The 12,496-nt window shown below is 56.1% G+C and carries 8 protein-coding genes; 6 read left to right on the top strand and 2 right to left on the bottom strand.

Features of this window, described 5'->3' with window-relative positions:
* Window positions 1-112 precede the first annotated feature (112 nt).
* The 3 genes from A9Q02_RS08310 (at window position 113) to A9Q02_RS08290 (ending at window position 6,122) form a co-directional block, all read left to right on the top strand.
* The gene (locus tag A9Q02_RS08310) at window positions 113-544 is read left to right on the top strand and encodes a hypothetical protein (RefSeq protein WP_097651890.1); all 432 of its coding nucleotides are present in this window, start codon (window positions 113-115) and stop codon (window positions 542-544) included.
* Window positions 545-686: 142 nt separating this feature from the next.
* Window positions 687-2,360, top strand: coding sequence for a PAS domain S-box protein (locus A9Q02_RS24605; RefSeq protein ID WP_216361472.1), 1,674 nt, complete (start codon window positions 687-689; stop codon window positions 2,358-2,360).
* 21 nt (window positions 2,361-2,381) lie between these two features.
* On the top strand, window positions 2,382-6,122 hold the full coding sequence (locus A9Q02_RS08290) for an HD domain-containing phosphohydrolase (RefSeq protein WP_097651889.1): 3,741 nt from the start codon (window positions 2,382-2,384) through the stop codon (window positions 6,120-6,122).
* Between the two features lie 78 nt (window positions 6,123-6,200).
* Here A9Q02_RS08290 and A9Q02_RS08285 read toward each other — a convergent pair whose 3' ends face one another.
* On the bottom strand, window positions 6,201-7,430 hold the full coding sequence (locus A9Q02_RS08285) for an AI-2E family transporter (RefSeq protein ID WP_097651888.1): 1,230 nt from the start codon (window positions 7,428-7,430) through the stop codon (window positions 6,201-6,203).
* Window positions 7,431-7,478: 48 nt separating this feature from the next.
* A complete protein-coding gene (locus A9Q02_RS08280; RefSeq protein WP_097651887.1) occupies window positions 7,479-8,024 on the bottom strand; it encodes a helix-turn-helix domain-containing protein in 546 nt (181 codons plus the stop codon).
* Window positions 8,025-8,387: 363 nt separating this feature from the next.
* On the opposite strand from A9Q02_RS08280, the gene A9Q02_RS08275 reads away from it, so the two are divergent.
* Genes A9Q02_RS08275 through A9Q02_RS08265 form a run of 3 tightly spaced genes read left to right on the top strand, consistent with a single transcriptional unit; the run spans window position 8,388 to window position 12,490 of the window.
* Window positions 8,388-9,641 carry a Stp1/IreP family PP2C-type Ser/Thr phosphatase gene (locus A9Q02_RS08275; protein WP_425430793.1) on the top strand — a complete coding sequence of 418 codons (1,254 nt, stop codon included), beginning with the start codon at window positions 8,388-8,390 and terminating at the stop codon, window positions 9,639-9,641.
* Window positions 9,642-9,677: 36 nt separating this feature from the next.
* Window positions 9,678-11,237 (top strand): PP2C family protein-serine/threonine phosphatase, encoded by a 1,560-nt coding sequence (locus A9Q02_RS08270; RefSeq protein ID WP_097651886.1) that lies wholly within the window; start codon window positions 9,678-9,680, stop codon window positions 11,235-11,237.
* Complete coding sequence (locus tag A9Q02_RS08265) at window positions 11,234-12,490, top strand: vWA domain-containing protein (RefSeq protein ID WP_245860458.1); 1,257 nt, start codon at window positions 11,234-11,236, stop codon at window positions 12,488-12,490. Before A9Q02_RS08270 ends, A9Q02_RS08265 begins: the two co-directional genes overlap by 4 nt.
* Window positions 12,491-12,496 lie beyond the last annotated feature (6 nt).

Below are 12,496 nucleotides of genomic sequence, written 5' to 3'. Positions count from 1 at the left end.
TCACGCAAACCTGGGAAGAAAGTGCGCTCGTTTGGGACACGCATCAGTCGCTGGCTAGCTATACTCAGTGCATACCTTGTTGTGACGCACCTGGAATGCATTGGGGAGACCTATGGCACTGATGGAGATGACCGGCCGACCACGTGTCTGGCTACACCGCTACCTTCCAGCTGAGGCTGTTGGCCTTCTTGCAACCGTGATTGGCACGCTGCTTGCCCTCGAATGGAGTGGCAGTGTTCTGCTTGCGGCACTAGTTGGTACCTGGGCCGAGAGTCTTGGTTTTTATAGTGTCATCTTCTGGCGTGATCTCCGGCGTCGCGGCGGATTGTCATGGCGATCTTTGCGTGCTACGTTCACTGCGATGCTGGTTGAATTTGGCCCTGCGGAACTGTTTGACAGCTTAGTGGTAGGACCTGCGGTACTTGCGCTTGCCCTCGTGATTTTCCCCTCGCCTTTATTCGGCACGATTATTGGTAAACTGGCTGCCGATGCCATCTTCTATCTGTTGACAATTACGAGCTACGAACTGCTCAATCGCCGGTGAGATGCGCATAGTTTGCGGGCCATTGGCCCGCAAACTATGCTTCCTCCCAATATAAGCCTCAAGCACCACAAGCTATGCCCCTAGCATCCGTTACTCACCTGACGTATAATAGATAGCTATAGACGCTGGTGGGGAGGCTCGGATGCGCACGACATCTTCGGTGACAACAGAGGGCCAGGACTTCATTCAAGCTGCTCTGGACGGTCTTTCCGCCCATATTGCTGTCCTGGATCTGAACGGCAATATTGTCGCCGTCAATAAGGCCTGGTGTACCTTCGCCGATGAAAATCCGCCGGTTCCAGTCAACTATGGGCTGGGGGCAAACTACTTTGCGATCTGCGAATCCCGGCCTGATCCGCATATTTACAACCTCACCGATGCATGTGATGAGACGATCCCCCAAGGTATTCGCGAGGTCATCGCAGGTGAACTTGACGAGTTTATCCACGTCTATCCGTGCCATTCGCCCACCGAGTTGCGCTGGTTTCGTTTGCGTGTGACCCGGTTTATTGATGGTAGTCACCTTATTACCGCGCACGAAAATATTACTCAGCAGATCCTGGCTGAACAGGCACGGGAGGATGCGCAGCAAGCGTATCTTGCCTATGTCGAGGCGAGCAGTCTCCAGCTTGCGTTGCGTGAAAATCACTTTCGTGCGTTGATCGAGCACGCGGTTGATGGTATTGTGCTAGTCCAAGAAGATGGTACGTTGATCTTTGCCAGCCCTTCAGCTTGGCGCACCTTTGGCTATGGTGAAGCTGAACCGCTTGACTTCAAACCCATCCAGGCGACGCATCCTGATGATCTGCCCCGTGTCGTTGAGGCACGTACCCAGGCGCTCAACCATCCTGAGCTTCACCCGACCATTGAGTATCGCGCTCAGCACCGTGATGGATCGTGGCGCTGGATCGAGACGACTTTTACCAATCTCCTTGCCGAGCCGAGTGTGGCTGCACTCTTGATTAATTTTCGCGATATCACCGAACGCAAACAGGCTGAGGCGGATCTGTATCATCGGAACCTCCTCCTGCACATCGCGGGACGGATGGCTCGTCTCGGTGGCTGGTCGGTGGATCTGCGCGATAATCGGGTGGTCTGGTCCGACGAGGTTGCTTTCATCCACGAAGAACCCCTTGGGATTTCACCTTCGGTCGATCAGGGCCTCAACTATTACGCCCCCGAATATCGCGAGCGCATTGCCGAAGTCTTCGGGGCCTGCGCCCGCGATGGGACGCCCTACGATGAAGAATTGCAGATTATCACCTCCAAAGGTCGCCGGGTCTGGGTGCGCACTATTGGTGAGGCTGTCCGCGATGCTGATGGTACGATTATCCTGGTGCATGGGGCGTTCCAGGATATCAGCGAGCGCCGGAAGGCCGAGGAACAACAGCGTAACCAGTTGGACGAGTTGCAACGCTGGCATCTGTTGACCCTCGATAATGAAGAGCGCATCATCGCTCTCAAGCGTGAAATCAACTATCTGCTGCAAGATACCGGCAAAGCCCCTCGCTATGCAAGTGTCGATCTCCACTCTGTGGTTGCGCAAGAGCACGAGAAGTATATCCTCTGTCTCTATATTACCGGGATGACGACCCATTCCTTCCGTGCGGTGACCAATATTACAGCGATCTGTGAAGAATATCTCAAGGGACGCTATGAATTAGAGATTATTGATCTCTATCAGCAACCTCAGCTTGCCGAAAAAGAGCGTATCATTGCGGTACCGACGCTGGTGCGTCAGCAACCGCTGCCTGCCTGTCGCATTGTTGGTGATCTCTCTGATACGGCACGTGTGCTCATTGCCCTCGATCTCTAACCCACGGAATCTGAGACTATCATGGAAGATAAGCCCCTCACGAGCACTGATGCCGATTCCGTTGCTCAATTACAACACGAAAATGCCGATCTGCGTGCTCGTCTGCTTGAACTCGAAGAGGTTATTGGCGCGGTTCGTGACCGCAAGGTTGATGCCCTGGTGATGAGTGGAGCCTGGGGCAAGCAGATCTTTACTGCCAGAACAGCCGATCAGACCTACCGCACGCTCATTGAGGCGATGAGTGAGGGTGCCCTCTTGGTGAGTGCGCAAGGCATTGTGATCTATTGCAATCGGCGTTTCGCCGAGATGCTGATGACTCTTCCCGAACGGGTAACGGCTTCACGCCTGCAAGATTGGGTGACTCCTACGAGTCGCAAGTTCTTTCAGTCTCTGCTCTATGGCGGCGGCCGTGGTGAGTTTCTCCTCGAAGGCTATGGCGATGTGAAGTTGCCGGTGTTGCTCTCGTCGAGTGAGGTGCAACTGGCTGATGGCGAGCACCTGTTTTGTGTCATTGCAACGGATCTGACGGAACAACAACGCCATCGACTCTCCCGCGAAGTGGAACATCAGGCGCACGTTGAACTGGAACAGTCCGAACGTGCCCGGCGCACGCTCCTGAGCCTGCTCGAAGACCAGAAGCGCATCCGCTCACGCTACCAGTCGATCTTTCAGTTTGTCCCGGTTTCGATTTGGGAAGAAGATTGGACGTCAGTCATCGCGATGATTAGAGCGTTGCGCCAGGCTGGGGTTACTGATTTCCAGGCCTACTTTGCTCAGCATCCCGACCGTGTCAACGAGGCGCTGCATCAGATTCGTGTCCTTGATGTCAATGATGCAACCCTCAAGATCTTTAAGGCGCAGTCGAAATCGCAGATGCTCAAGTCGATTGCGCCCAAGTTTGCCCTCCCCGAAACCATGCCAGGCTTTGTGCAGCAGTTACTCGCCCTTGCTAATGGCGAGACCGTCTTTGCAACGGAGATGATGCTCTCGACAGCTTCCCTCGAACGCCTCTATGTCTTGCAGACGATGGTCTTTCCTTCGCTCGACAGTGACACTGGCACGGTGCTGGTGAGCTTGATGGATATTACCAGACGCAAACAAGATGAGCAGCGCATTGCCGAAAATGCCCGGCGTAATCAGATTCTTGCCCGCCTGAGTGTGGAAATTTCTGCGCCCATGGCTCTGGAAGAGAAATTGCAGATCCTGACGGATGGGCTCCGTGAGGCCATTGGTGCCCAGATTGCGCTGACGTTTCTCGCTGCCCAGCGCAGTCTGACGCATCCTCTGCTTATGTCATCCTTCGCTCCTGACTATGCACAGTGTCAACAGACAGATCAGGTTGAGCTCGCCACAGTTGTAATGACTCATTTGAAGTCGCATCACCATCTCGTGCGCTTGACGCACGCCGAGCTTGAGCAGTTCTCGACCTTGCGTCAACTAGTTAGCCACACTGCGCCGTGTCCGCTCTTGGATGGCCTGCTTGCTTCTTTGCTGCCTGGCAATAATGGCGCGTCTCTGGGTTGTGTTATGCTCTCGCGTCCTTCTTCAGGTGAGTTTAGCGTTGACGATGAAGCTGTATTGCTCCAGATTAACCAGATGATTGCAGGAGTGGTTGAGCAAGACTGGTTGCTCAAAGTGACCCGCCAGCGCCTCGATGAACTCGAAGCAGTCTATGCGATTGTTCGTTCGCTTCGCGTCGTCCCTACCTACCGTGAGTTGCTCGCTCTCTTTCTGGAAAAATCACGCACGATCTTGGGTTTTACGGCCAGTTTCTTCCTCTGGCGCGATCTCAACGCGCATCAACTCATCCCCATGGCAATGTCAGGTGACTTTGCTGATGTGCCGTTGACTTCCCTTGAACGGGGTGAAGAGGTCGTGGAAACCTTGATCAATGCTGGCGAGATTCTCCTGGTCGAAGATTTTCAGACCGATCCGCGCCTTGCTGCTTCGTTGCGCCACCAGATGCCCGCAGGCTGGCGGGGTGTCTGCGCTGTCGTCGAGTCGAGCAATCTGATTGAGGGTGTGCTTGTCCTTGCAACACCAATTGTCTCTGGCGGATCCTCTTATAGCCCCCATCTCTTTGCGACCTTGCTCGATATTTTTGGCAATTCGTTGCATCGGGTGCGCCTCCAGCAGGATGCGCAGATGCGCGCTGAACACCTTGCACTGATCAATCAACTCGGTCGCGATCTCTCGAGTACGTTTGATCTGCCGACGATCTATGCGACGGTCAGGGCGACCGTCCAGAAACTCTTTCCTGATGTCGAAGCTATTCTGTTGAGTCGCTATGATGCCGAGAGCCGCATCATCATCCCGGCGCATATCTACCATGATGGTCAAACGGAAGATCTCACGCACGTTCCTTCCGTTGCCCTTGAGCCACCTGGTTGGGGTACCCATAGCGAGGCGATCCATACCCGGCGACCGGTGATTCTTCCTCATTATCAAAAGGCTCTCAGGCGCATCCACGCCCCGCTCTCTGATACAGGTGCTGAACTGATCCAGTCAGCCATCTTTGTGCCCATGCTCGCCAAGGATGCCGTTGTTGGTGTGCTGGCGCTGCAGGATCGTCAGGTCAATCGTTTTGGCGAGACCGATGCTGAATTGCTGACCTGGGTTGCCAATACGACGGCAATTGCGCTGCATAATGCGGAACTCTTCCGCGAAACGCTCAAGAAGATCGAGCAGCAGCAAGCCCTGCGCATGATTGATATGGCGATTACATCGAGTATGGATCTCAGCATTACGCTTGATCTCATCCTCAACCGGGTCACGGCGCTGCAAGATGTCGCTGCGGCAACTATGTTGCTGCTCCAGTCCCATTCCCATGAACTGCGCTTTGCGGCAGGATATGGTTTTCGTACCAATGCGGTCAAACATTCGCTCGTCAAGGTTGGGAGCGGACTCTCGGGCACGGCTGCACTCGAGCAGCGCCCTGTGCGTGCCTATAGTGCCGAGGAGATCGGCACGAACTGGGTCGGTGACCGTTTCTACGAGCGTGAAGGCTTTACGCATTACCTGGCGTTGCCGCTGCTCGCCAAAGGTCAGGTGCAAGGCGTGCTCGAGATTTTTGACCGCAAGCCGATCCCCGAAGATCAGAACTGGATGAACTTCCTTGAGGTGATTGCCGGTCAGTCGGCAATTGCTATTGATAATGCGACGATGTTTGAAAATCTGCAACGGGCCAACACGGAACTTGCCCTTGCCTACGATAAGACGATCGAGGGTTGGTCATATGCCCTTGATTTACGTGATAAAGAGACGGAAGGCCATTCGCTGCGGGTCACTGAATTGACCCTGCACCTGGCCCGTGCCGTCGGGATGAGCGATGCGGAACTTGTCCATATTCGCCGGGGTGCGTTGCTCCACGATATTGGCAAAATGGGTATTCCCGATGCGATCTTGCTCAAACCTGGGCCGCTGACCCCCGAAGAGTGGGAGATTATGAAGCGCCACCCGACCTATGCCTATGAGTTGCTCTCGCCCATTACCTATTTGCGCCCGGCCCTCGCTATCCCTTATTGCCACCACGAAAAATGGGACGGCACAGGCTACCCTCGGGGCCTCAAGGGTGAAGCGATCCCGCTGGCAGCACGCCTCTTTGCGATTGTTGATGTCTGGGATGCCCTCCGCTCGGATCGCCCCTACCGCAAGGCATGGCCTGAAGACCGCGTGCGCGAGCATCTCGCGAGCCTCTCAGCCACGCACTTTGATCCGCAGGTCGTCGAGCTCTTCTTCCGGATCCTCAACGAAGAAGCCTGACCTCGGCGGCCCTGCTTTTTAACGCAGAGACTCAGAGGCGCAGAGCTGGTCTACCTCTCTGCGCCTCTGCGTTAAAACCTACGCCTCTTTATCATCCTCCGCAGCCTCTTGCTCAGGCACACTCTTGGGCTGAGACCCAATCACCAGCAGAGGCATCCCGGCGAGGTGCATTCGTTTGGGAAGCAGCCCGGCCTCACGCGGCGGTTCTTGCAGCCGACCATAGAGATAGCTGAAGGTGTCACGGGCCACAGCCCCAACCGGGGCCGACAAGATTGCGCCGATAATGCCAAAGACTTGCGCCCCCACAACCAGCAGGATCATCAGGATTGCCGGATGGAGCCCCACGCTCTCACCGACAATGCGCGGCACCAGGAAATTGTTCTCGAGTTGCTGAATGACCACATAGAGGATCAAGACCGCGATGCCCGTCGTTGGCGAATCGAGAAAACCGAGCAAAATCGCCGGAATCGAGCCAAGAATCGGCCCGATGATCGGAACAAGTTCGGTGACACCGGCAATCACGGCGAGCAGCAGCACATAGGGAACCTCAAAACCCACGAGATTCAGCACCAGCAAACCGACTCCGGCCGCGCTGCCCACGGCTGCCCCGAGCAACAACTGACCACGCAGGTAGCCACTGAAATCATAATCAATAATCGTCAGCACCGTCCAGAAATCGGTACGGATCCACGAGGGCAACCAACGATCAAGCTTATCGCGCCCTTCTTGTTGATCCATCAATACATAAAAGAGCCAGAAGGGGATCAAGAAGAACCCAAGCAAAAACGAGACGGTATTGACAACCGAGAAGACGCTGTCGATCAGGAAATTACCGACATCCTGGACATAACCGATAAAGTTGGTACGTAAGGTGTTGGCCGCCTGGGCCACAATCTCGGTTACCCAGCCTTGCACCTCCTCGCGCATCCCTTCGGGCAGATTCGCGAGCAACTGCTCGTACTCATCAATGAGGGTTGTGACCCAGCGTTGAATAACCTGAATATCGGGGATGGCGCGAATAAGTTGCCCAACCTGATCAACCAGCGGCGGTACCAGGAAGCCAAAGAAGGCTGCCACGAAGCCAAGCACAATCAGATAGACTAGCAGGATGGCGGCCCAACGCGGCATATGGGGGTTGAACTGATTCACCAATGGAAGAAAGAGATACGCAAGGATCGCCCCAAAGATAAAGGGGATCAGGGCTGACATCGCCTGCACGATCATCCATCCAACGATGTAGAGTGCAGCTAGCACGAGCGCCCATCGCGAAACATCGCGGGCTGTAAAGCGAGCTAAAAAAGTTCTCATACCATCCCTGGGGCAGGCTATCTGCGCATGATAGGCCGGGTTTTTACGCTACCGATCCTCGCGTCCACTGAGGACACTAATCGTTAAAACGTGTGCTATCGTTGTCCCCGTATTGACCCAGCTATTGGGTACATCGTCGCGATAGAAGAGCGTATCACCTGTATTGAGCGCATACTCTTCATCACCGAGGGTAAAGTTCAAGACCCCCTCAAGTACCAGCACCATCTGGCTGCCCCGGCTCGAGAAACTCTGTTGCCCACTGCCGGGTCTAGCTTCGATCAAGCGAGCCTCAAGATCACTATTAGGTGGGAGCAGCGCAAAGACTTGGACAGGCGCCTCATCGAGGCTCAGCCTGATGCGCTCACTGGTGCGCATCATTTGCCCAACCTGTTGATTATCTTCACCTTCAAAAAAATGGGTCATCTGCACACTGAAAAACTGTGCTAGTTTGCGCAGATTAGCTACCGAAATATTGACTTTGTCCCGTTCCAGGCGGCTGAGAAATGAAGGCGTCAGCCCGGAACCTTCTGAAACTTCCTGCAGGGTCAGTCCACGCTCCTGGCGGAGCCGACCGATTTTTTGTCCGAGCGACATCGTGTACCGCCTTCCGAGGCTAGTGGATGGTTTTGAAGGGCTTTGGCTGGTACTATGCTTAGGTACCTTTCTAGAGCCTTTATGTATTATACGTAAAGAAAATTGGCCTGTCAAGGATGTGCACACCCCTTCCTGTTTGTGTATTTGGCATCATAATGGCTTTTTCGGGCTCTCTACTTGCATTTTTGCAAAGGGCCTATGCGCATCATCTTGAACTATAGACAATAACGCCTGGTTTTCAAGTCAATACCCAGAAGATACTATGGCGGGTATGCTATAATCAGCATAGCTTCAGGCTGCATCCTTTTTACCCTGCCCAACGTCCTACTCAGTGCGATGTGCAAGCTCAAAGGGGCGTAACCAGTGACCGCTGTGGGTTCCCGATCCTGTTCTGTCTGTGGGACAAGCCTTAGCCCGGGGGCACGCTACTGCACCCGCTGCGGTGCCGTTGTGGGCGATGAACCCGAAGAGATCGCCTTGTCAGGGGGCCGCCGCCTCCACTTAGCTCCTGATACCCTTAGTTTGCCTGAGCTTCTGGCTGTCGTTGAGTCGGGGGTGACGTTCTGGCGGCAACGCCTTGCGTCGACGGATGGGGTCGCGCGTGCAACCGCCGCCGCAGCCATTAAGGATCTCTCGCAGATCCTTGATAGTCTGGCGACCCAGATCGCGCTCGGGCGTGAGACGGTGCAGGTGACTGGGTGTTTGCCCGCCCAGCGTCTCTTCCCGCTCCCATGCGCTATCTGTGGCCGAGGTAATCGCGCCAGCGCTAGGTATTGCATTGCCTGTGGAACCCCGCTGCGGCCTGATCTTCAGACGGTGCCCCGCGTGTCGCCCTTACCACGGTTGCAGATCGCTTCACGTACTGATATCGGGATGGTGCGACCAGTCAATGAAGATACGTTTTATACTGGTGAATTTACGACGGCTGATGATACAATTGGTACGTTGCTGATCGTCGCCGATGGGATGGGTGGGCATCAGGCGGGCGATGTGGCGTCGACTCTGGCGACAACGACCCTGAAAACCTATCTGGTCAAAGCGTTGAGCTATGGTGTGCCCACCACTGATGCTGGCTGGCATGAATTGTTGCAACGGGCAGTTTTGCAGGCGAATCAGATCGTCTACCAGCACGCCCAGACCCATGCTAATCAGCAGGGCATGGGCACAACCATGACCGTTGCGCTAGTTGTCGGTCGGCGCGTGCATCTTGGGCACGTTGGCGATAGTCGTGCCTATCTGATTAATCCGGCTGGGGTGGTCAACGAGGGCTTGCCCTGGGTGCAACTGACGACTGACCATAGCCTGGTGGCTCGCCTGGTTGATATTGGGCAGATCACGCCCGCCCAGGCGCGTATGCATCCGCAACGCAATGTGGTCTATCGTTCGCTTGGTGGTGATCCGACCCTAGAGGTCGATACGCGTAGCCATGCGCTGGCTCCCGGTGATACACTTTTGCTCTGCTCGGATGGCCTGGTCAACCATGTTGAGGATGAAGAACTCGCTCGTATGGTACTCAATGCTTCCTCGGTTGCTCAGGCGTGTGCGCAGTTAGTCGCTCGCGCCAACGAGGGCGGGGGCAAGGATAATATTACGGTTGTGATGGCCCGTGTGGTCTGATCGTGTGGTGAAGTTCCGCGAGGCCTCCAGGAGAAGATGATGAACCAGTCAGCCCCCAATCTGTTTGCCGACCGCTATGTGCTCCCCGAGGGCGATCGCTCTGGTACGATCAGTGTCGTCGATACGATGCCCTGGCAACGCTGCTGGGCCTGTGGCTCGCTCTCTAATGAGGCTGGTGATGCGTTTTGCAATGACTGTGGCGCAGCCCTTGATGAGCGGAGCTATCGGGCCACCCTGACCACGCCCGATGCCCTCATTGGCCCGGCCCTGGTGCCGACGATTGATGCTGAAGAGGTGCGCCTCCTTTTGCCCGAGGTTGTCGCCCAGGTTGCCGAGGATGATCTCGTCCTGACGCTCTTGCACGATCACGGGCCAACGACGCTCGCCGCCCCGCTTGATGAATTTGCGGCGCTTGATCTTGGTATGACGCTCGCCCGGCTGCTCGTCTATTTGCACGACCACGCGCTGGTGCTCGGTTCGCTGGCAATGACCGATCTTGAGGTGATGCCCAGTGGTCGCGTGCGTCTCCGTGATGCTGCCGGTTTGCGTCGGGTTGAGGCTGACCAGGCCTCGGCGGCGGTGCGCACCGATTTGATGGCCCTTGCTGAATTGCTCGAGCAGTTGACGGTCACGCCGCGTACAACCCGACGCTTGAGTGAAGAGGCTGCCGCCGCTGCAGAGGCTGAACAGCCGGGTTTGCCTCTGTTGTTGCGTCAGGTACGTACTGGTGAGTGTACCAATGCGCTCACGCTGCTCACGCGTCTCGAAGCGATGCGGGCTGAACGTGCCTTGCCGGTTTGTTTGCGCCAGATCGTTGGGGCCGCAACGCATGTTGGGATCGTGCGTGACCATAATGAAGATAGTTACCTGACCTTGCAACTCGCCGCAAATAATAATAGCTCCTTCCAGGCTATCGGCCTCTATCTTGTCTCGGATGGCATGGGCGGCCACGCGGCAGGTGAGCTCGCCAGTGGCCTCGCGATGCGGGCTGCGGCGCAACTCGTGATGCAGGCGTACCTGGCCCAGGCGCTTGATCCTGAGCACGGCTATAACCAGGTGGAAGTCGGGGAACTTGTCCGCCGTGCAGTGCTGGCCGCGAATGAGGCGGTGGTCAACGAGGCCCGTGCCCAGGGCAATGATATGGGCGCGACCCTTACGATGGCGCTGGTTGTTGGTGATCGGGTGACCGTCGGCAATGTTGGTGATAGTCGTACCTATCGCTATCACGAGGGGCGCCTCATCAGGATCAGCAAAGACCATTCGCTGGTGCAACGCTTGGTTGATCTTGGTCAGATTGCCGATCAAGATATTTATACCCATCCTCAACGCAATGCCGTGTTGCGTTCGCTCGGCGATCGCCGTGAAGTTGAAGTTGATATCTTTCACGAGCGCGTCCGCGCTGGTGATGCCCTGCTCCTCTGCTCTGATGGGCAGTGGGAGATGACCCACGATCCCGAGATGGAACTGTTGCTGGCCGCTGATGATGATCCCCACGTGATCTGTGAGCGCCTGATCGCTGCGGCGAATCGTGCCGGCGGCGAAGATAATATTGCGTCGATTCTTGTCCGTTTTGCTGATATTCCCGGAGGCATATGATGGCTGATGCCGTCACGTTGACATGTACATGGGGGCGGGCGCCCCTACCTGTGACCGGTACGCCCCAGGTAGCCTATCTGCTTGTCGAGGCTACCCCCGCGACCCAACCCTCGGTGCCCGTGCCACTCAATTTCTGTTTTGTGCTTGACCGCTCGGGTTCGATGCAGGGTGCCAAGCTTGAGAGTATGAAGGCCGCTACAAGCCGCGTTATCGAGACGTTGACCCCGGCGGATGTGGTTTCAATTGTCATCTTTGATGATACGGTGCAGACCCTGGTGCCAGCGACGCCCGCAACTGATCCTGCGGCTCTCCTTGCGGCGGTCAATACGATTACCGAGTCGGGTGGTACCGCGATGTCCCTTGGTCTGCAAGCCGGCCAGGCCGAGTTGCAAAAATACCTTGGCCCCGACCGCCTCAGTTATCTCGTGCTCCTCACTGATGGGCAAACCTGGGGTGATGAGGATCTCTGTCGTACTCTTGCCAATGACCTCGGGCAGGCCGGGGTTCGCATAACCGCCTTGGGCCTTGGGGTCGAGTGGAATGAGAAGTTGCTTGATGATCTCGCTGACGCGACTGGCGGGGTCTCTGACTATATCGCTGAACCGGCACAGATTGCAACCTTCTTTCAGCGTGCGCTCCGTAGTGCGCAGGGCACAGCCGCTACGGATGCCCGTCTCTTGCTCCGGCTCGTCAAAGAAGTTGTTCCCCGCGCTGTGCATCGTGCAACCCCAACTATCGCCAATCTTGGTTATCAGCCCATTGGCGAGAGCGAAGTTGCCGTTAAACTCGGCGATCTCGTCCATGGACAGGTCAATAGTGTCGTGCTCGATCTGATGGTTCCCGTACGTTCCGCTGGTACCTTCCGTATTGCCCAGGCCGAATTGCACGCTACCCTTCCCGGTGCATCTGGGCCTGAGGTGGTGAAACAGGATCTGTTGTTGTCCTTCACTACCGAGGCTGCGGCCCCTGTCTATGACCCACGGGTGATGAATCTTGTCGAGAAAGTCACTGCCTTCAAGCTGCAGACCCGGGCGCTCGCTGAGGCAGAGCTTGGCAATCTCTCTGGGGCAACGCAGAAACTTCGTGCTGCCGCAACGCGCTTGCTTGACCTCGGCGAACTAGATCTTGCGGCGAAGACGACCGCTCAGGCCGATCAGCTTGAACAGGGGAGTGGGTTGAGTGCTGAAGGCCAGAAAGAGTTGCGCTATGCGACCCGCCGGTTGACCCAGAAATTGGATGAAGCAGATGTGTGAAGGAGT

Origin of the sequence: Candidatus Chloroploca asiatica (assembly GCF_002532075.1) — a bacterium.
Lineage (GTDB): Bacteria > Chloroflexota > Chloroflexia > Chloroflexales > Chloroflexaceae > Chloroploca > Chloroploca asiatica.
Note: the sequence above shows the minus strand (reverse complement) of the source record. Positions and strands in the feature narration are given on the sequence as shown.